This is a genomic window from Methylomonas defluvii, assembly GCF_033949435.1.
Taxonomy (GTDB): Bacteria; Pseudomonadota; Gammaproteobacteria; order Methylococcales; family Methylomonadaceae; genus Methylomonas; species Methylomonas defluvii.
Map to the genome: position 1 here is coordinate 1 of NZ_JAXARY010000029.1, position 19,419 is coordinate 19,419.

Below are 19,419 nucleotides of genomic sequence, written 5' to 3' on the forward strand. Positions count from 1 at the left end.
GGAGCAAATCGCGATTGGCATTCAATCGGGAGAGATTGAGGTGCCTCGCTAGTTTTTGTCCCCTCGTTCAATTAGCTTAACCTAATATGTCGTCAAATTGTAGCTTCGCTCCCACTGGGCCGGATCGCCGGCCAAATCCAATCCGATCCCGGCGCTTGGCGAAAATACGGCGAGCGCGACGAAACGCGGCGCGAACATTTCCAGGAACTGCGCGGCTATCTTGGCTTATCGACCTTCGGTTTGTCCGATTTTCGGTTTCTGGTGAAAACGCTGGCCGATCTCGCCATGCAAACCGATAAGGGTGTGGTGTTAGCGGCCTATGCCTTGGAAGCGCTTCGCCAACGCAAGGTTATTCTACCGACGATTAATGTGGTCGAGCGAGCCTGTGCCGAAGCCATCACTCGCGCGAATCGCAGCCTCTACCGGACATTGGCCCAGCCGCTCACGGCGTTGCATCGACAACGGCTCGACGAACTGCTGAAAATCAAGCCGGATTCCAACACGACTTGGTTGATTTGGCTACGCCAGTCGCCTTTGAAGCCCAATTCCCGTTATATGCTGGAGCACATCGAGCGACTGAAAACCATTCAGGCCATTGCCTTGCCGGATGGCATTGGTCGGCACATTCACCAGAACCGGCTATTAAAAATCGCGCGTGAAGGTGGGCAAATGACGCCGCAGGACCTCGGCAAGTTTGAAAGCGAGCGCCGATACGCCACGCTCGTGGCTGTATCCTTGGAAAGCACGGCGACCATTGTCGACGAAATTATTGATTTGCACGACCGTATCCTGTTGAAGTTATTCAGTGCAGCCAAGCACAAGCATCAACATCAGTTCCAACAACAGGGCAAGGCGATCAACGACAAGGTACGATTACTTTCAAAAATCGGTCATGCCTTGTTGGACGCCAAGCAATCGGAGAGCGATCCTTACGTCGCAATCGAGTCCGTTATTTCCTGGGACGACTTCCAGCAAACCATCATCGAAGCGGATCAACTGGCCAAACCCGCCGCATTCGATCACTTACACTTGCTTGCTGAGCAATTCAGCACCCTCCGCCGCTATACGCCGGATTTTCTGGACGTGCTGACATTACGAGCGGCACCAGCGGCGCAAAATGTGTTGGATGCCATTGCGGTAATTCGCATTATGAACAGTACCGGCACACGCAAAGTGCCGATTGATGCGCCGACGGCTTTTATCAAACCGCGCTGGAAGTCGCTGGTACATGCCGAGCCAGGGCTTGACCGTCGCTTCTATGAAATCTGTGCGCTCACTGAACTGAAAAACGCACTCCGTTCCGGCGACATCTGGGTACAGGGTTCCAGGCAATTTCGCGACTTCGATGAATACCTGTTGCCTTCTGAGAAATTTCGGGCGCTCAAACAGGCAAAGGCATTGCCGGTTGCCGTTAATCCGGATTGCGAACAATATCTACATGATCGGTTGCAGTTGCTCGAACAACAACTGAGCACGGTAAACCGTTTAGCATTGGCCAATGAACTGCCCGATGCCATCATCACCGATTCCGGCCTGAAGATCACCCCATTGGATGCCGTTGTCCCTGAAGCCGCGCAACAATTGATCAACCACGCAGGCATGTTGCTGCCCCGCATCAAGATCACCGAATTATTGATGGATGTGGACGACTGGACCGGCTTTAGCCGGCATTTTGTGCATTTGAAGGATGGAGAACCGACTAAAGACCGGGCTTTGTTGCTATCGGCCATCTTGGCCGACGCCATTAATCTGGGGCTCACTAAAATGGCCGAGTCTTGCCCCGGCACGACCTACGCCAAACTGTCATGGCTGCAAGCCTGGCATATCCGGGATGAAACCTATTCTGCCGGATTAGCCGAGTTAGTGAATGCCCAGTTCAATCATGCGTTTGCCGAAAACTGGGGCGATGGCTCGACCTCGTCTTCTGACGGCCAGCGTTTTCGGGCGGGCGGCAAGGGCGAAAGTTCGGGGCATGTCAATCCGAAGTATGGCAGCGAACCGGGCCGATTGTTCTATACCCACATTTCCGACCAGTACGCCCCTTTTCACACCAAAGTCGTGAATGTCGGTATCCGCGATTCGACCTATGTGCTTGATGGCTTGCTGTATCACGAATCGGATTTGCGTATCGAAGAGCATTACACCGATACCGCTGGCTTTACCGATCATGTCTTCGCGCTCATGCATTTGCTGGGATTTCGCTTTGCACCCCGCATCCGCGATTTGAAGGATACCAAGCTGTATGTGCCGAAAAACGGCCAAGACTACCCGGCGTTGCAGAGCATGATCGGCGGTAACCTGAACATCAACAGCATCCAGGCGCATTGGGACGACATACTACGGCTTGCGGCGTCGATCAAACAAGGCACTGTCACCGCGTCGTTGATGCTGCGGAAACTCGGCAGTTACCCACGGCAGAATGGACTGGCTGTGGCTTTGCGCGAACTGGGCCGTATCGAGCGCACCTTGTTCATTCTGGATTGGTTGCAAAACGTAGAACTGCGCCGGCGTGTCCACGCGGGACTGAATAAGGGCGAGGCCAGGAACGCCTTAGCCAGAGCGGTATTCTTTAATCGCTTGGGCGAAATCCGCGACCGCAGCTTCGAGCAACAGCGTTATCGTGCCAGCGGCCTCAACTTGGTAACGGCGGCCATCGTGTTATGGAACACGGTCTATCTGGAAAGGGCTGTCGAAAAACTGCGGGAACTAGACAAGCCCATTGATGATTCGTTGCTGCAATACCTGTCGCCGTTGGGTTGGGAGCACATCAATCTGACAGGCGATTACATTTGGCGGCAGAACCGAAAGATTGAAGACGGGCAATTCAGACCGCTGCGAACTACTGAAAAGTCTTAGCGTACTATTTTTTACGAATTCTGCGGCTATCCCATCTTAGTCATTTTCAACCTCTTTCGCCCGTGTTAAAGCGATTTCTATCTCTCGGCGTGGTGTTTTTTCAGTTTTCTTGATAAAAACCCGCACGATCACCACCCGTTTTTTTCTGGCCGTCACATACAGTGCCCGTGAAATCCCGTCCTTGCCTTTCAGCCGCATCTCCCATAACGGGCCTTCAAGATGCTTGATGTGCGGTTCGCGGACATTTTCAAGGCCAACGGTTGCGATCAGTTCCGCGATACGGACTAACCGTGCGCGCATATCAACAGGGAGAGCCTCAATTTCTTCGTCCACGGTTGCATTGAGGGTTGGCTATTTTTGCCCATCCCCTCGAAAAGGTAAAAATTAGCAATAACTAATGGATTAGGCTGATGGATGTAGTGACTAACATTGGAAATGACAGATCGCTTATCAACTCACCCAATGGTAAGAGTTTATTTTTACTATGACGTCTGAAACCAGTCCAATTTTTGATGGAGCGTAACTACCGAACCAACAATAATCAGTGTCGGAGGCTCCATATCGGCCTGTTCCACACGGTCTGGCATATCGGCTAGTGTTCCTGTTAATACCCGTTGGTTTCTGGTTGTTCCTGACTGAATGACAGCAATGGGGTGATTGGCCGGGCAACCGTGTTCCATCAGTGATCGGCAGATAGTGGCCAATCCTGCCAGTCCCATAAAAATCACAACCGTTTGATTAGGACGAGATAAATGCTGCCAATCGAGATTAATACTGCCGTCTTTTAAGTGCCCGGTGACAAATGTGCAGGATTGCGCATGATCTCGATGGGTTAAGGGAATGCCCGCATAGCTGGCACAGCCTGCCGCCGCCGTAATGCCGGGCACGACCTGATAGCTGATCCCGTGTGGCATAATAGACTCAATTTCTTCACCCCCTCGACCAAAGACAAAAGGATCGCCACCCTTTAATCGGGCGACCCGTTTGCCGGCCAGGGCTAAATCAGTTAACAATCGATTAATCGACTCCTGCGGCAGGCTATGATTATCTCGCTGCTTACCGACATAGATTTTTTCGGCGTCCCGCCTAGCCATATCAAGAATTTCGTTGGAAACCAGTCGATCATAAACGACAACATCAGCCTGCTGCAGCAACCGCAACGCTTTAAACGTTAATAAATCAGGGTCGCCAGGGCCGGCACCTATTAAATACACTTCACCCTGACTTACAGCAGGATCGGCCTGTTGCAGTTGCGATAGCAGCAGTTGTTCCGCTTCGTCCTGCTTGCCTACAAAAACTAATTCGGCGACCGATCCTTGTAAAATTTTTTCCCAGAAAATTCTCCGCTGACTCGGTTGTGGAATGCGTTGTTTGACCAATAACTTGAATTTTTCTGCCAATTGAACCAACAGGCCAAACGACGCTGGGATGGCACTTTCTATCCTGGCCCGTAATAACCGCGTCAATACGGGAGATACACCACTCGAAGAAATGGCAACAAGCAAAGGGGAGCGATCAATAATGGCCGGGAATATAAAAGAACACAACGCCGGATCATCCACCACATTAACCGGGATTCTTCGCTGATGCGCCACGTTGGAGACCTCGATGTTAGTGGTTCTGCAATTGGTAGCGGAGACCACAAGTCCCATACCGTCGACATCCTCATGCGAAAATGCTTTTTGGCGGATAACGATCGGGTTTGAATGCTGCATAGCGGCTACCGTGTTACCAATTTCTGTAGCAACCACGACGATGTTGCCTCCAGCGCGGATCAGTAATTCAATTTTTCGCGCCGCGATTTCGCCAGCGCCTACCACCAGGCACGTTTGGCCTTTAACTTTCAAGAAAAGCGGGAAATAATCCATGACGACTGGGTGTTACTGCTATGGAACCGGGCAAGCGCTTCGATGATAAATCAAATCCTCGACCGGCTTGCCGTCCAGCAAATGCTCATTGATGATACGCTGTAAATTGGCTTCATTGACGTTGTAATACCAGACGCCATCGGGTTGTACGCACATAATGGGGCCGGATTTGCAGGTGGCGAAACAGTGGGTGCGGGTACGTTTGACCCTGAGTTCGCCTTTGTCGATGCCCGCCGCTTTAAACTTCTCGCCCAGGGTTTCGAATAAGGCTTGGGCTTCACCATTTTCGGTGCAGCGTGGGCCGGTACAAACCAGCAGGTGGCGTTTGTATTCACCCATTTTTGGTTTTTCTGGCATATCAGTCATGGTGACAGGACTCCTCAGGCGTTGAGACGCCAAATTGTGTGCGGTCGTCGCGGTAATGCTGCAGAGCTGCGCTGTCGAAACCTGTTTCCCCGGCAACCAACCATAAATTGAACAAGGCCTCACCTTGGCTGTCCAGCACCTGAATGCCATGGGCTTGGTCCTGTCGGCTGACAAACCAGATCTGCTGCGCCTTACGCCAGTCGATGTGTAAATGAAAGCTGTCGTTGACGATACTCAGCCAGCCGTTTTTTTCCTGCAAATCGGCGGCGTTGATCAACAATTCCGCCACCGCTCCGCCTTCGCTACGAACCACGGCACGTAATTTACCCCACTCCTGGAGTGCGGTGAGTAAACGTTCATGACTGTCCGGCGCTGCCCGTTGCGCACAGAAAATGCCGGCCTGATCGTCCAATGTGGCATGGCCGACCGCATCGAGAACTTCCGACAACGGTTGCCCAAAATATTCCGCCGCCTGTTGTAATGTCACCTTGGGCGTGTCGCGCAGATATTGCCGAACACAACTTTTCCAGCCCTCCAGGCCCATGCTCAACGAGCGCCCCGCCTGTTCGCCTGCCCGGGTTTCGCCGGTCATGGCATTGTATTTATTGGCATAGCCGCGTGGCGTCACCATCAAACCTTCCCGAACAAAGGTGCTGCTGTTGCCGACCAAGACCGTGGTCAACATGCCGATGTCGCAATCGGCCATCTCCGCCAAACGCACCAACTGGATGTGTTGCCGGGCGCGGTAGCCCGATTTGACGATGGCCACCGGCGTATCCGGGCTACGATGGTGCAGTAAGATCGTTTGTGCTTCGACGATATGCTGGGTGCGTCGGCCGCTTTTCGGGTTATAGAGCGCCACCACGAAATCGCCACGCGCAGCGCTTTCCAGGCGGCGGGCAATCACCGGCCACGGCGTCAATAAATCGGATAGGGAGATCGAGCAGAAATCATGGGTCAGCGGCGCGCCGACCAGGGAGGCGCAACTGGACAACGCGGTGCTACCGGGCACCACTTCCACCTCAATCGGATCGTCCGGCGTCCAGCCGCTGTCCAGCAGCAGCTCGTAAGTTGGCCCCGCCATGCCGTAAACACCGATGTCGCCGGACGACACCATGGCGACGATTTTGCCTTGCTTGGCGTGTTCGTAGGCTTCGATGCTGCGATCCAGCTCTTCGGTCATGCCTTTTTTGATGACCTCCTTACCATCGAGCAAGTCTTGCACCAGCTTGATGTAGGTGCTGTAACCAATTACCACGTCTGCTTCCGCAATCGCTTGTCGTGCGCGAGCCGTCATGTGCTCGTGATTGCCGGGGCCGATACCGACCAGTAAAATTTTTCCCGCTTTCGTCATTGAATTCTCGCAATTGAAACGGTGGCGTTCTTGCCATCCGCGCCACAATATTTATGTTTTTCGACCAGCAACTGTGCCCAACCAACATTGGCGGCCTTCAACGCCGCCGCTTCCGCCACGGCTGGCGTGCCCATATATTTCATGACCACCTTGGAAGGATTCGGCACAGCGATGGCGGCCAGTTCCTCGGCGGAATAAAACATCAGCGGCCAGCTGTACGCAGCCGCCAGTTCTAATAAGGCCGCCTCGTCGTTTTTTTTGTCGATACTGGCCAGACCAACGACCGCCGATTTATCCAGCCCGCAATGCCACAAGGCCTGAGCCAACGCCTGCCGCAAGGTTTCCAGGCTGGCGTTGCGGTCGCAGCCCATGCCGACCATTACTTTCATTGCTCGAGCGGCGGCCTATACACCACCAATCTTTCCGCAAGCTGTTCCCAGATAGCCGGCGCTATTTCCCGCTGGGTCACCCATAAAATCGAGTGGTATTTCGCGGTATCCACGTCCTCGAAGCGCTGGAACAAATGAATATTGGTCGGTAACGGTGTGGGCCGCGTCCACCAGTTGGCACTGCCGGCTTCCTGCACGAAGGCAACTGGCTGCTGATTGACCACGTCCGCCGACACGCGGGTGATGTTGATCTTGGGAGCTTCCACTTGCCAGCCCAGCTCGCGTCCCAAAATATCCACCGGTATGGTTTTGCCGACATCCGAGGCCGTAGTCAGTACCGGCGTGGACTTCAACAAGACGGCGACTTTTTCCGCATAGGCATTGGCGCCGCCGACGTGACCGGACAATACCGGGATTACGAATTCGGCGGCATCGTCGATTACCAGCACGCCGGGGTCTTCGTCCTTGGATTTGAGATGCGGCGCAATCAAGCGCACCACCGCGCCCAGCGACACCAGAAAGATGATCTGGTCGTAAGCCGAGAACAGATCGCCGATTTGCGCGCTCAAGGCGCCTTGATACACCCGCCGCGGATTGGCAAATTCAGCCAAATGTTCGGCTTGCTTCTCCGATACCACCACCTCGGCTTCCGGGATTTGTGGCGCCAGGCGGCTGGCAATTGCGGCCCCGTGTTTGGTAATCGCCACGATGGCGACACGCACATCATTCATGGATTTCATCCTGCTTTTTACGGCAACCGCGCTGCATTTCGCCGCGCTGGCGGCCTGGGTTTTTGATAATCAGTAAAGACAGGTAATTGACCTTTTGCCCATATAGGCTGGCGAGGTCATGCACCATGCGCTCTTCCGGGGCACCGGCTTTCTCGACGAACCAACCGTGGGCCAGTAAATCGCGGCGGCGCAACAGATCGATAATGTCATCCAACAATGGTTTGACCTTGAGTAATACCAAGGTATCGAAGTCGTTCAACATCCGTTCTATCTGCGCGATGCCGTAACCGGCCGGCACAATGGCGATAGTATCGTCGACATCGGCCAAGGCTTCGCCCGCGCACGCGGCCGCCGCATGAAACGATGATACGCCGGGCACCACCTCGACCGTGACATCGGCTTGCAAAGCGCGAACGCTACGTTGTAAGTGGCCAAAGGTGGAATACGTTGACGCGTCGCCTTCCACCAAAAACAACACATCCTCACCGCCTTGCAGTAGGGCCAGCACGGTCTGTGCGGCTTCCAACCAATAGCGAGCCAGAATATCCGCATCGTGAGTCATTGGAAAATGCAGCGCAGTATGGGCTTGGGGACATTCAAGACCGGCGCGCAAGGCAATGTCCAAGGCATAACTGTCGCTATTTTTCTTGCGCACCGGATAGGTCCAATGACCGGCGCTGGAGAGTAATTCCCAAGCGCGACGAGTGATCAGGCCGGGGTCGCCGGGGCCGAGTGAGATGCCGTAGAGGGTGCCGAGTTTAGTGTTCATCGTGACCGCTTGATATGGGCTGTAAAGAATGGGTGGCCGACACGATCCACACCGGATTCTCGGCCTGCATGCGATGCATGGCCAGAATCGGGCTGCTGCGCGAGGCCTGAATTTGGCAGACGTCCCAGTCTGCGCCGAGTTGTTTCAGGGTTTCGACGGCGGTGGACAGGTTTTCCAGCGTGACGAAGTTCATTACCAGCCAACCCGCCGGGCGCAAACGCCCTAAACACAAGGCGATCAGTTCCACCAGTTCGCCGCCGGAACCGCCGATAAATACCGCGTCCGGGTCGGGCCAGGTATCGAGAAACTGCGGGGCTTTGCCGTGCATGAAGCTGTAGTTGCTGATACCCCAGGCGGCCTGATTCTGTTCGACATTAGCAATGTCATCGGTGTTTTTTTCGATGGCAAAGACATGACCCTCCGAACACAGCCGCGCAGCCTCTAGCCCGACCGAGCCGGAACCCGCGCCGATGTCCCAGACAATGCTTCGACGCGTCAATTGCATCCTCGCCAAAGATACCGCACGCACTTCGCGTTTGGTGATCAGGCCTTTTTCCGGTTTGCGCTGGCTGAAACTGTCGTCAGGCAGGCCGAATAATACTGGAAACGGCTGTGGCGTAGTGCGTTTCAGGATGACAACATTGGGATCGGGATAGTCGCTTTTCGCCGCCTCGGCGCAACTCAACCAGCCACTGACCTGCTGTTCCGGTTGAGTCAGCAATGCGGCAATAGCCACCTGAAACCTATCGGCCATACCTTCAATTTGCAGCATCCGGGCAATACGGGCCGGCGTGTTGTCCGGGCTGGTCAATATCGCCAACAAGTCATGTTGGCGACAGCGCTGAGCCAATTCGTACAAGCCATGCTCGGGCGTGGCCCCGCAACGCCATTCGCCGGCATCCTTGCTGTGCACCGAAACGATGTCGGCGGTTTGCCAAGACAATTTCAACTCGGCAAAAGCTAATTGTAGGGTGCTTAGATTGGGCAAGATGCGCAAACGGTTTGGCTCCAGTTTGCCTGCCAGAAAACCGGCGATGCCGTGACACAAGGGATCGCCGGTCGCCAGTACTGCTACTGCTTCATTTTGTGCCAATGCGGCATTGATCCAATCCGGCACTTGTTTGAGTTGCCCGGTTAAGTCGTAGTGTCTGGCCTGGGTAATGTCTTTAGCCAGCGTTGCCAGCAGACGGCTACCGGCGATGACATGTTTGGCTTCGCGTAATACCTGCAAGGCCTCCTGGCTCAGGCTGGCGACACCGTTATCGAGTACGCCGATAAAACTGCACATCGCTTGCATGATCAATTCCTTCCGGCTTCGGCCAGTTTGTTGCCGTCAAAGTCACACACCAGCACACTGATGTGAAAACGGCCGGGATACCGGTTTTCCAGCGTGGCGATTACCCGCCTAGCCAGTTCGACATGAAAGGCGTGTTCCAGCCCCAGTTCCGCCATGCATTCCGAAGCGTAACGGGCGGTTTCCTGCCCGGCGATAGCGTCGCATACATCGTTCGGCGCGCCAATGCTGCGGGCGATGTCGGCCACCAGTTCCACATCGACCGGTGCGCGACCGGCATGGGTAATGGTTTCGCCTTGCGCCATTTTGGTCAGCTTGCCGACCATGCCGCCGATGATGATGTTTTGAATGCCGCAACGCTCGGCGGCATCCAGTGCCGGAGTCAGGAAATCGCCCATTTGCACGAAACAGCTTTCATCCAGCTCGGGCAACTCGCGCATCACGAATTTCTCGGTGCGGCCACCGGTGGTCAGTACCACGCTGGCTTGACCTTGATTAGCCGCCACTTCCACGCCTTGCACCACGCTAGCCCGAAATGCCGCCGTGGAATACGGATGGACGATGCCCGTGGTACCCAAAATCGAAATACCGCCGATTATGCCCAAGCGGTAATTCAGGGTTTTTTTCGCCATCTCTTCGCCGCCCGGCACGGAGATGGTCACCTGTAAGCCTCTGGTTTTTAGGGCTTCACCGGCGATCAAGCGGATGTTATCTTCGATATTTTTGCGCGGAACCGGATTGATAGCCGGGCCGCCAATGGCAAGTCCTAAACCAGGACGGGTGATCTGGCCGATGCCTGCGCCGCCTTGCAAGATAATGGTATCGGGTTGTTCAATCCAAACTACATCCGCGGTCAGCCAGGCGTGGTTAGTGCAATCCGGATCGTCGCCCGCGTCTTTTTCGATCACAGCATGCGCACAATCGTTGTCTATCCAGCCTTCTTTGACGTTGAACGCCACCACTTGGCCGTTGGGCAGCTCACAGTCTATGGTTTCCGGCACACACCCTTCCAGCAAACCTTGTACGGCCGCCCGCGCCGCCGCCGCCGAACAGGCGCCGGTGGTGTAACCCTTGCGGGTGCCCTTGGGTTTGCGTTCCGGCATCGCCATGCGGTCAGCCGTTTTTCTGCCGGTTTTCCGCCAGACTTAGCAAGGCATGAATCGCCGCGACCACCAGTGTCGAACCACCTTTGCGGCCACGGGTGATGATCCAGGGCACATCGTGTAATTCGGCGAGTAAATCCTTGGATTCCGCTGCCGAGACAAAGCCGACCGGCATGCCGACGATGAGCGCCGGTTTGATGCCTTCTTCGCGGATCATCCGCAACACTTCCAGCAAGGCGGTCGGTGCATTGCCGACCGCGATGATGCCGCCATCGAGCAAACCTAAGTTGTGCGCTTTGCGCATAGCTTGCACCGCGCGAGTGCTATTGACTCGTTTGGCCGCGTCGATGACATCGTCATCGGCGATGAACTGGCGGGTACTAATACCGAAGTGGGCCAGACGCGGCTGCGACAGACCGACGCAAATCATTTCCACGTCGGCGACAATCGGCGCACCATTTAGAATGGCTTGTATGCCGCCTTCAACCGCATGCGCGGAAAACTCGGTCAGGCCGTTGAATTCAAAATCGGCGGTGGCGTGGATCATGCGTCGTACCACTTGCCATTGGCCATCTGAATAATAGTGCTCGCCCACTTCGCGGTCGACGATGGCAAAGGAGTCATGCTCGATCTGCTGTCCAGCTTGAGTAAGTTGTTCAGTCTGTGTATTTTGACTCATGGCGTAATCAATGATGGTGGTGATGTTCGGCCTGTTCGCGATACTGACAACCGTCGCATTCCAGCATGTTTGGTGCGGTCGGGTCGCAGGCTTCGCTCACCCGTTGATCGAGCAATTTAAAAATCGCCGGATCGAAACCGAAATAACTGCCGGCAGCGAAGGCAACCTGAGGGTATTGCCATTGCAAGCGCTCGACTTGTTGGCCGATGCGCTCGATCAGCAGACCGGTGAACAGGTAGTAAGGCAAAATCGCAATCTGCGTCATGCCCAGCCGCACTTGGCGTTGCACGGCGGTTTCCAGACGGGGATGGGTAATGCCGGTAAAGGCGATGTCGATCAATTCATGCTCGGTGACTTCGAACAGCCAACGCGCCAGTTTGGCCAGTTCGCCGTTGGCGACTTTGTCGGAGGAACCACGGCCTAATATGATCACGCCGGTGGTTTTTGGGTCCGGCATGGCCAGGGATTTGAGTGCGCCTTTCAGTTGTTTTTGCAGAATGGCCAGCAAGGTTTCGTTGCTGCCCAGATGCGGTGCGTAGATGAATTCGACGCCTGGGAATTTCGCGCGGGCTGCTTCGATATGCTCGGGAATCTCCATCTTCACATGGCCAGCGGCGCTGATGATCAATGGCACCACAATCACCCGCTCGGAGTCCTGCGCGGCGCGGCTCAAACCCTCCGGCAACAGTACATCGGCCAGTTCGATATAGCACAACTCTATGCGCCAGTCGGGGTGTTGGGCTTGCCATTGTTGCTGAAATTGCTGAATTTCATCGTTACCGGCCTGATTACGTGAACCGTGGCCAACCAGAAGGACGGTGGTTGTCATGCTTATTCCTGAGAAGTTGGCCGCTCGGCACGGCGGAAGCGATGGGTAAAACCGGCATCGTAGAGTTTGGATTTTTTTAACGTAGGCCACTGCCGCGCGCCCAGAGTGGGGCTGACCACAATCATGGCCTGGCTGTTGATTTTGGCGGCCCGGCAGCGTTCGCGGATATCGGCCAGTGTGCCGCGAATGATTTGCTGCTCGTCCGGCCAACTGGCTTTGTGCACCACCAATACCGGGGCATCATCCGCCCAACCAGCGGCTTTCAATTCGCGCTCGATGGTGGGCAGCAAGGTAATCGATAAAAACAGGCACAGCGTGGTGTGATGGCTGGCCAGTTCCTGCAAGGATTCGCCGTCCGGCATCGGCGTGCGGCCTTCGACCCGGGTCAGAATCACGGTTTGCGTCACTTCGGGCAAGGTCAGGCTTTCCACAGCGCAGGCCATCGCGGCAAATGCGGAGGACACGCCTGGCACCACTTCGACGGCAATCTGGGCTGCATCCAGCCGTTGCACCATTTCGATCAAGGCGCCGTACAAACCCGGATCGCCGGTTTGCAGGCGAATCACGGTTTTGCCCGGCCCGGCTTGTTCGATCAGCCAGTCGGTAATCTGCTCCAGGGTCATGTCTTTGGAGTCTTTGATCACGCAAGTGCTGGGCGCCCATTGGGTCGCGGCGGCCTGTACCAACGAGCCGGCGAATAAAATGGCATCTGCCTTGGCGATCAAGTCTCGGCCTTTGACGGTGATCAAATCCGGGTCGCCGGGGCCGGCGCCGACGAACCAGACTTTCGCCGGATCAGGCTGCGTGTTCATAGAAAAAACCCAGCCGCAACCTGCGGATTGAACGGAAAATAAAAAGGTGCAGATAAGATGCCTGCAACGAACCGACCCGGAAAAAGTTTTCGCTATGGCTACGCTGGCGTTGCGGGTTGGACATCGTGAATGGCTGCATAGTCGTTGTCAGTTGCGAATGATGAAAGCTGTGACCGCGAATTTCGCCTTGTTCCAGCTGCAAGCTGTGCATGCCCAGATTCACCAGCCGTTTCTGCATCTGCGCGCTGCCGGGTAACAGGCCGGCCATATTGGCGCAATGGCCATCATGGTCGGTCAATCGCTCCAGCAAATATAAAAAACCGCCGCATTCGGCGTAAATCGGCTTGCCGGCTTGATGATGCGCCTGCAAGACTTGTTTCATGGCAACATTGTCCGCCAATGTTTGCAGGTGCAGTTCCGGGTAGCCGCCGGGCAAATAGATGCTGTCGGCCTCCGGCAATGCGCTATCGGTCAGCGGCGAGAAAAACGCCAGCTCGGCACCCATCGCAAGCAAACAATCCAGATTGGCCTGATAAATAAAGGAAAACGCGGCATCGCGAGCCACGGCGATACGTTTACCGGCCAGTAAACGTGGCGGCGGTGAGGCCGTGATCGGCGCGAAGGCAACAGGTTCCGGCAATCGGCACAGCGCCAGGCTATTGAGCAAATCGGCAGCGCGCGCCAGGCGCAGATCGAGGTCGCCGATTTCGTCGGCCTGCAACAAGCCCAAGTGCCGGGACGGCAAGCCTACGCCATCGTCTTTCGCCATTGCCGCCAGCAAAGGCAGGTTTTCCGGCAAGGCCTCTAACAGCAATTTGGCATGGCCAGGGCTGCCCACTTTGTTGGCAATGACACCGGCAAACGGCAAATCAGCCCGGTAGTGGGCCAAACCATAAGCCACGGCGGCAAAGGTTTGCGCCATGCCGCCGGCATCGATGACCGCCGCCACCGGCACGTCGAGTGTTTGCGCCAAATCGGCGCTGCTGCTGTCACCGTCGAACAAGCCCATCACGCCTTCGATCAGAATGACGTCGGCATCGGCTGCCGCTTGATACAGCAGCTCGCAGCAATGCGCTTCGCCCATCATCCATAAATCCAGCTGATAAACGGGGTGTCCGCAAGCAAAGCTCAGGATTTGCGGATCGATAAAATCCGGCCCGGTCTTGAACACTCGCACCTTGCGGTTTTGTTGGCGATGGTAGTAGGTCAGGGCTGCGGTGATGGTGGTTTTGCCTTGGCCGGAGGCGGGGGCGCTAATCAACATTGCCGGGCAATGGTGCGTTGCCATGGTCTGCATCATGAAAATGTCACTTTGCGTAACGCCATGCCCGATAAAGCACCCAACGCCAGCCAGAAAACGGCGTTGTTGATGGCCGTACCAATGACGAATTGCTGTTGTAATGCTTCGGGAGCCAAGGCGTGGGCAACTTCCGGATGGGGCGCTCCGATGATATGCGGTAATACCAGCAAACCGACGCCACCGATTTGCAGCCAGCGCTGTCTGCTCAAAAACAGGCCAAACAAACCTCCTGCCGTCACCGCTGCGGTAAACAGCCACCAGGCCTGACGGCTATGCAACTCGGCGCTGTCGGTACCGGGCAGTTCTGGCGGCAGTCCCAATGACGGCGCGACAAAAAACACCCAGTAACCGGCCAAACCCCAGCCCAGCCCATACAGATAGCCGCGTTGATCGCGCCAGTACATGGCGGCACTGATCAACAAGGCAAAGCCGAAGCCGGTCAGGCTGTTGAACAGCCAGGTAAAGCCGTTACGCTGCCAGCCATAGCTCGGCTGCCAGTCATGCGCCTGTTCGGCCGATGGCGTTTCGAACTGTTCGGCGGCCAAAATCAACGGCAGGGTTTGATAATGTTGCAATACGCTGAGCAACAAGCCGCCCAATACGCCGGCCAGCAGCGAGACTGCGACCAGTTTGCGAAAATCCGCCATGTCAATGGCAAGGAAAGGCTGCGCTATGACGGCCGTCGTGGACGGCGTTGTGCAGTGTGTTATTGGCGTCCTGCAAGAAACCCAGACCCAAAACGACGCTCAGGCCCAATACAATGGCACTCAGGCCGGGCAGGAGTTTGGAGGAAACGATGGCAGTTGAGGCAGTGAGCGTTTTCATGGTTGGCTGTTCCGAATGAGGTGGACGGAAAAACAGCGGGAACGGCAAACCAAAAAAACCGATTTGACAGCTCGCCCTCCGCGACTGTTGCTAAAGTTTCAGGCCTGTCTCCGGGCTCGTGACGAATCACCTACCGTTGCGGGGGCAGCGTCGGCCTTGAACCGACTTCCAGTTTCACCCGCCAAAGCGGGAACCTAGACCTAGAGTAATTATACTCGATTAAGTTTGACCGAGCTAATTTGGATCAATCCACCGAAGCCCCCGAGAGAACAATTGGCACTCTAGAATTCGTGCATTTGTCAGCCCCAATTCAAATGCAATTTTACGTTTTACCAGAGCCATTCCGTTTCTCGGCCACGTAGGAGAAGAATTTTCGTCTCCCTACGCCGGTAATCTCACAAACCTCGGCGGCAGTTTTGTCCGAGTTTTCATAGAGGATTCTGGCATTCTCCAATTTTTCTGGGTCAGTTTTAGGTCTTCCACCCGTTTTGCCCCGCGCTTTAGCGGATGAACGTCCCGCTGCCGCCCGCTCTGCGCGAAGTTCCCGCTCCATTTGGTGAATAGCGCCCATCATCGACAAGAAACAACGGCCAGTCGCCGTGGTGGTATCGATATTTTCGCGCAATGACACTAAATTAATTTGCCGCTGTTCCAGCACCTTTGCCGTTGTCAGTAAATCCATCAAAGAGCGCGTCATGCGGCTTAATTCGCTGACAACCAAGGTATCGCCAGGGCGAGCATATTCTAAAAGCTGATCCCAGCCAGGTCGATCCATGTGCGAGCCGGTCATCTTGTCGGAAAATATTTTGCCGCACCCCGCTTTTTGCAGCGCATCAATTTGAGAATCCAGATTTTGGCCGATACTGCTGACTCGGGCATAGCCGATTCGATGAAGTGGCGTGGTGGTAGAGGTAGTATTGGTTTGCATAGTGCAAAAAGTTAACACATAGCACAGTTAAATGCATTATGATTTTGGCAAAGGTTTCTGCACTCAAAATTAAAGGAATTGAAATTGGAAAGGATCGGTGAACGTAGGGTGCAAAAAGTGTACTTTCTGCACTCGCCGAAAAGCGGCGCCGAATGAACGTCAATTCGCGCCGCCTGTCTATCCTGACGAAAAGTGAAATCGATGATCTATACGGGTTGCCTCGTTTCAGCGATCACGACCGCAGTCTCTTCTTCGATTTAAGCGTGATTGAACAGAAAGCTGTCGACGCCGTTTATGCCCGCTCATCGGCAGTCCACTTAATCCTTCAAATCGGGTATTTCAAGGCCAAGCAACAGTTTTTTGTTTACGGGCGGGAGGCCGTGCTCGACGACCTACACTATATTCTCCAGCGGTATTTCCCCGACCAGGCATTAGATAAGATCAAAACCCTTTCCAAGCCGACCCGGCTCGAACAGCAACAGATCATCCTCCAGTTATTCGACTATCGCCTATGCGACGGCGAGGCCAAGGCGGCACTGGAACAGAAAGCGCAGCGGGTCGCCATGCTGTCGACACAGCCGATTTACATCCTACGCGAAACCTTACAATACCTTACGAACCAACGCCTAATTGCTCCTGGCTACACTTATCTACAGGACATGGTGAGCCGAGTAGTGACAGGCGAACGTCGGCGGATTACGGACTTACTGAAAAAAGCCGTGACGCCGGATGTCGACAAGCAGCTCGAAGCCTTGCTTGAGTCCGAGGAAGGCATGTATCGCATCAGCCTACTCAAACACGAGCCTAAGGATTTCAGTTACCGCGAGTTACGCCAGGAGGTTGACCGCCGCAAATTTTTTCAGCCGCTGTATGAATTCGGGCAAAGCTTTCTGGGTACTGCCGGCCTGTCCAATGAGAGTATAAAATACTATGCCTCATTGGTTCCGTTCTACTCCGTCTACAAGCTGCGGCGCATGGCGGAACCCACAACACGCCTGTATTTGCTGTGTTTCGCCTTTCATCGCTTTCGGCAAATCAACGATAATTTGATCGAAGCCCTGATTTGTCTCATTGGCCAATACGAGAAACAAGCCAAACTTGCCGCCGACGAGGCCATGCAGCAAGCCATCAACGAGGCCGGCGCGAATCTCCAGGCGGCAGGCCAAGTTCTGGAATTGTTCATCGACGCTTCAATTCCTGATGAAACACCGTTTGCGGCCATCAAGGAAAAGGCTTTCGATCTGCTCAACATCGAGAGCTTTCCAGTCGTATCCGATTTTATGCGCAACATCGAATTCGATAAAACCGCTTTTGAATGGTCGTATTACGGTACGCTGCGGCACAAATTCAAGCTCAATTTACGGCATTTGTTCTGTAACCTCGATTTCGTTTGCCTGGTGTCGGATGAGCCCCTGCTGGAATCTATCCTTTTTCTACAGGAGTTGCTGCGCCAGGGCAAGACACCACGACAGATGAACCCGGCCAACTTCCCGACCGGAATCATTGCAAAGAATTTGCAGCGGTATTTGTATACCAAGTCGGAAGAACATAAAAAGAAAACCCTAGAGGTTGATCGTTATGAGTTCCTGGTGTACCGCGAGCTACGGAAGGCGCTTGAAGCCTGTGACGTATTTGTTCGGGATAGCAACGAATTTCGCAGCTTTGATGACGACCTGATCAACGCCGCGCGTTGGAATAAGGATAAAGAGGCGATATTGCAAGAAATCGGCGCACCGATTCTGTTGACACCAATCCAGGATACGTTAGCCGCGCTCAAGCGGGAACTGGAAGCCAAGTACAAATCAGTGAACCAGCGTATTGAAAGCGGCGACAATAAACATATCAAAATTACCGGTACCGGGGAAAAACTTCGCTGGACGTTGGTTTATCCCTCCGAGGAAGAACCAACCAACAGTCCGTTCTATGGTCGATTGCCAAGTATCGGCGTGGCTGACCTGCTTTGGTTCGTCGCTGAAAGAACAGGATTCTTGAAAGCATTTGCCCACGTTTTGGAGCGCTACGTTAAACAAGATGCCGATCCGAGACTCATCCTGGCGTGTATTGTTGCCATGGGTACCAATATGGGCTTATGGAAAATGGCGGAAGTATCAGGTCTTAGTCATTCTGCGTTGCTGACGACGGCTCGCAATTTCCTGCGGGCGGAAACGCTACATGCAGCGAATGACGCCGTTTCCAACGCTACGGCTGCGTTACCTGTTTTCCAAGCGTACGACATCCACCATCAGAAACATTCTAGCAGTGATGGCCAGCATATAGTCACGCAGATCGACACGATCAATGCCCGACACTCCAGCAAGTTTTTCGCGCTAAAGAAAGGCGTAAACGCCATTACCTTGGCCATGAATCATGTCCCGATTAATGCCAAGATTATCGGTGCGCACGAACATGAATCACATTTCGTGTTCGACATCCTGTACAACAATACCACGGAGATCAAGCCGGAAAGGCATTCGACGGACACGCATGGCACCAATCAAGTGAATTTCTTTATCTTGCGCGTCTTCGGCTACCAATTTTCGCCACGATATCGTGACCTGCATAAAAAAATCGATAGCCTAGTTGGGTTCCAGCACCCAAGCCGTTATGGCGATGCCTTGTTTAAGCCATCGCGTAAGGCCTTTGATACTTTAATATGCAAGGAGTGGCCGAATATCCAGCGCATTCTGGCTTCGCTGGCTCAAAAAGATGTAACTCAAGCAACCATCGTGCGTAAGCTCGCCAGTTATAAGCGGCAGAACCAGACCAAAAAGGCACTATGGGAATTGGACAATATTTATCGGTCACTTCATATCCTTGATTTCATCGATGACCCGATACTCAGGCAGCGCATTCAAAAGGCGCTTAATCGCGGCGAGGCGTATCACCGTATGCGACGAGCCATTTCCTATGTCAATGCCGGCAAATTCCGGGTAAAAACCGAAGCGGAGCAGCAAATCTGGAACGATTGTTCCCGGCTGATTGCCAACGCCATCATCCACTACAACACGCTGATCTTGTCGCGGGTGTATGAGCAAAAACTGGCTGCCGGTGACCAGGATGCTATCGAGATCATCAAAGGCACGTCGCCCGTCGCATGGCAAAATGTGAATCTGATCGGTAAGTTCGAATTTACGGAAGAAAACGCCAAGGTTGACATCGATGCCTTGGCGGCACGCTATAACGATCCAGATTTCTGGCGTAAGTCTGTGGGAGAAGGTAGCGACCCTTAATATTAGCTACTACTAATTTTTACCTTTTCGAGGGGATGGGCAAAAATAGCCGGGTTTCAATGGCCCATGTCATTGATTCAAATTAT

The 19,419-nt window shown here is 54.3% G+C and carries 17 protein-coding genes, 1 pseudogene and 1 riboswitch; of the genes and pseudogenes, 2 read left to right on the plus strand and 16 right to left on the minus strand.

Annotation, left to right across the window (positions count from 1 at the left end):
• Nucleotides 1–123: 123 nt before the first annotated feature.
• Nucleotides 124–2,856: pseudogene (locus QLH52_RS21885) on the plus strand (Tn3 family transposase); the annotation flags it as partial.
• Nucleotides 2,857–2,892: 36 nt separating this feature from the next.
• Here QLH52_RS21885 and QLH52_RS21890 read toward each other — a convergent pair.
• From QLH52_RS21890 to QLH52_RS21965, 16 genes are all read right to left on the minus strand, one after another.
• On the minus strand, nucleotides 2,893–3,189 hold the full coding sequence (locus QLH52_RS21890) for a type II toxin-antitoxin system RelE/ParE family toxin (protein WP_319962948.1): 297 nt from the start codon (nucleotides 3,187–3,189) through the stop codon (nucleotides 2,893–2,895).
• 149 nt (nucleotides 3,190–3,338) lie between these two features.
• On the minus strand, nucleotides 3,339–4,724 hold the full coding sequence (gene cysG, locus QLH52_RS21895; protein WP_255187887.1) for a siroheme synthase CysG: 1,386 nt from the start codon (nucleotides 4,722–4,724) through the stop codon (nucleotides 3,339–3,341).
• 18 nt (nucleotides 4,725–4,742) lie between these two features.
• Complete coding sequence (locus QLH52_RS21900) at nucleotides 4,743–5,090, minus strand: (2Fe-2S) ferredoxin domain-containing protein (protein ID WP_255187886.1); 348 nt, start codon at nucleotides 5,088–5,090, stop codon at nucleotides 4,743–4,745.
• Nucleotides 5,083–6,444: a precorrin-3B C(17)-methyltransferase gene (cobJ, locus tag QLH52_RS21905; RefSeq protein WP_255187885.1), complete on the minus strand. Its 1,362-nt coding sequence runs from the start codon at nucleotides 6,442–6,444 to the stop codon at nucleotides 5,083–5,085. Before cobJ ends, QLH52_RS21900 begins: the two co-directional genes overlap by 8 nt.
• Nucleotides 6,441–6,833 (minus strand): cobalamin biosynthesis protein, encoded by a 393-nt coding sequence (locus QLH52_RS21910; RefSeq protein WP_255187884.1) that lies wholly within the window; start codon nucleotides 6,831–6,833, stop codon nucleotides 6,441–6,443. Before QLH52_RS21910 ends, cobJ begins: the two co-directional genes overlap by 4 nt.
• Nucleotides 6,830–7,564, minus strand: a complete 735-nt coding sequence (locus tag QLH52_RS21915; protein WP_255187883.1) for a cobalamin biosynthesis central domain-containing protein — start codon at nucleotides 7,562–7,564, stop codon at nucleotides 6,830–6,832. Before QLH52_RS21915 ends, QLH52_RS21910 begins: the two co-directional genes overlap by 4 nt.
• A complete protein-coding gene (gene cobI / locus QLH52_RS21920) occupies nucleotides 7,557–8,333 on the minus strand; it encodes a precorrin-2 C(20)-methyltransferase (protein WP_255187882.1) in 777 nt (258 codons plus the stop codon). The genes QLH52_RS21915 and cobI overlap by 8 nt, the downstream gene beginning before the upstream one ends.
• The gene (gene cbiE, locus QLH52_RS21925) at nucleotides 8,323–9,630 is read right to left on the minus strand and encodes a precorrin-6y C5,15-methyltransferase (decarboxylating) subunit CbiE (protein ID WP_319962949.1); all 1,308 of its coding nucleotides are present in this window, start codon (nucleotides 9,628–9,630) and stop codon (nucleotides 8,323–8,325) included. The genes cobI and cbiE overlap by 11 nt, the downstream gene beginning before the upstream one ends.
• Nucleotides 9,631–9,632: 2 nt before the next feature.
• Nucleotides 9,633–10,736, minus strand: coding sequence for a cobalt-precorrin-5B (C(1))-methyltransferase (locus tag QLH52_RS21930; RefSeq protein WP_255187880.1), 1,104 nt, complete (start codon nucleotides 10,734–10,736; stop codon nucleotides 9,633–9,635).
• A gap of 4 nt (nucleotides 10,737–10,740) precedes the next feature.
• Complete coding sequence (locus QLH52_RS21935) at nucleotides 10,741–11,409, minus strand: precorrin-8X methylmutase (protein ID WP_255187879.1); 669 nt, start codon at nucleotides 11,407–11,409, stop codon at nucleotides 10,741–10,743.
• 7 nt (nucleotides 11,410–11,416) lie between these two features.
• Nucleotides 11,417–12,238 (minus strand): sirohydrochlorin chelatase, encoded by an 822-nt coding sequence (locus QLH52_RS21940; RefSeq protein ID WP_255187878.1) that lies wholly within the window; start codon nucleotides 12,236–12,238, stop codon nucleotides 11,417–11,419.
• Between the two features lie 2 nt (nucleotides 12,239–12,240).
• Nucleotides 12,241–13,050, minus strand: coding sequence for a precorrin-4 C(11)-methyltransferase (cobM, locus tag QLH52_RS21945; protein WP_255187877.1), 810 nt, complete (start codon nucleotides 13,048–13,050; stop codon nucleotides 12,241–12,243).
• On the minus strand, nucleotides 13,034–14,338 hold the full coding sequence (locus QLH52_RS21950) for a cobyrinic acid a,c-diamide synthase CobB (protein ID WP_319962950.1): 1,305 nt from the start codon (nucleotides 14,336–14,338) through the stop codon (nucleotides 13,034–13,036). The genes cobM and QLH52_RS21950 overlap by 17 nt, the downstream gene beginning before the upstream one ends.
• A gap of 8 nt (nucleotides 14,339–14,346) precedes the next feature.
• A complete protein-coding gene (locus QLH52_RS21955) occupies nucleotides 14,347–14,997 on the minus strand; it encodes a CbtA family protein (protein ID WP_255187875.1) in 651 nt (216 codons plus the stop codon).
• 1 nt (nucleotide 14,998) lies between these two features.
• Nucleotides 14,999–15,175 carry a CbtB domain-containing protein gene (locus QLH52_RS21960; RefSeq protein ID WP_255187874.1) on the minus strand — a complete coding sequence of 59 codons (177 nt, stop codon included), beginning with the start codon at nucleotides 15,173–15,175 and terminating at the stop codon, nucleotides 14,999–15,001.
• Between the two features lie 84 nt (nucleotides 15,176–15,259).
• Nucleotides 15,260–15,388, minus strand: a riboswitch (cobalamin riboswitch).
• A 109-nt stretch (nucleotides 15,389–15,497) separates the two neighbouring features.
• Entirely contained in the window at nucleotides 15,498–16,103 is a 606-nt protein-coding gene (locus QLH52_RS21965) for a recombinase family protein (RefSeq protein WP_255187873.1), read from the minus strand.
• A 152-nt stretch (nucleotides 16,104–16,255) separates the two neighbouring features.
• On the opposite strand from QLH52_RS21965, the gene QLH52_RS21970 reads away from it, so the two are divergent.
• Nucleotides 16,256–19,333 carry a Tn3 family transposase gene (locus tag QLH52_RS21970; RefSeq protein ID WP_319962951.1) on the plus strand — a complete coding sequence of 1,026 codons (3,078 nt, stop codon included), beginning with the start codon at nucleotides 16,256–16,258 and terminating at the stop codon, nucleotides 19,331–19,333.
• Nucleotides 19,334–19,419 lie beyond the last annotated feature (86 nt).

Bases quoted from the DNA above. Each gene is read 5' to 3' on its own strand.
- QLH52_RS21935 (WP_255187879.1), bottom strand. From the start codon at position 11,409: ATGAGTCAAAATACACAGACTGAACAACTTACTCAAGCTGGACAGCAG.
- QLH52_RS21950 (WP_319962950.1), bottom strand. From the start codon at position 14,338: ATGGCAACGCACCATTGCCCGGCAATGTTGATTAGCGCCCCCGCCTCC.
- cysG (WP_255187887.1), bottom strand. From the start codon at position 4,724: ATGGATTATTTCCCGCTTTTCTTGAAAGTTAAAGGCCAAACGTGCCTG.
- QLH52_RS21955 (WP_255187875.1), bottom strand. From the start codon at position 14,997: ATGGCGGATTTTCGCAAACTGGTCGCAGTCTCGCTGCTGGCCGGCGTA.
- cobI (WP_255187882.1), bottom strand. From the start codon at position 8,333: ATGAACACTAAACTCGGCACCCTCTACGGCATCTCACTCGGCCCCGGC.
- QLH52_RS21970 (WP_319962951.1), top strand. From the start codon at position 16,256: ATGAACGTCAATTCGCGCCGCCTGTCTATCCTGACGAAAAGTGAAATC.
- QLH52_RS21930 (WP_255187880.1), bottom strand. From the start codon at position 10,736: ATGGCGATGCCGGAACGCAAACCCAAGGGCACCCGCAAGGGTTACACC.
- cbiE (WP_319962949.1), bottom strand. From the start codon at position 9,630: ATGCAAGCGATGTGCAGTTTTATCGGCGTACTCGATAACGGTGTCGCC.
- QLH52_RS21940 (WP_255187878.1), bottom strand. From the start codon at position 12,238: ATGACAACCACCGTCCTTCTGGTTGGCCACGGTTCACGTAATCAGGCC.
- QLH52_RS21900 (WP_255187886.1), bottom strand. From the start codon at position 5,090: ATGACTGATATGCCAGAAAAACCAAAAATGGGTGAATACAAACGCCAC.
- QLH52_RS21910 (WP_255187884.1), bottom strand. From the start codon at position 6,833: ATGAAAGTAATGGTCGGCATGGGCTGCGACCGCAACGCCAGCCTGGAA.
- cobJ (WP_255187885.1), bottom strand. From the start codon at position 6,444: ATGACGAAAGCGGGAAAAATTTTACTGGTCGGTATCGGCCCCGGCAAT.
- QLH52_RS21915 (WP_255187883.1), bottom strand. From the start codon at position 7,564: ATGAATGATGTGCGTGTCGCCATCGTGGCGATTACCAAACACGGGGCC.
- cobM (WP_255187877.1), bottom strand. From the start codon at position 13,050: ATGAACACGCAGCCTGATCCGGCGAAAGTCTGGTTCGTCGGCGCCGGC.
- QLH52_RS21960 (WP_255187874.1), bottom strand. From the start codon at position 15,175: ATGAAAACGCTCACTGCCTCAACTGCCATCGTTTCCTCCAAACTCCTG.
- QLH52_RS21965 (WP_255187873.1), bottom strand. From the start codon at position 16,103: ATGCAAACCAATACTACCTCTACCACCACGCCACTTCATCGAATCGGC.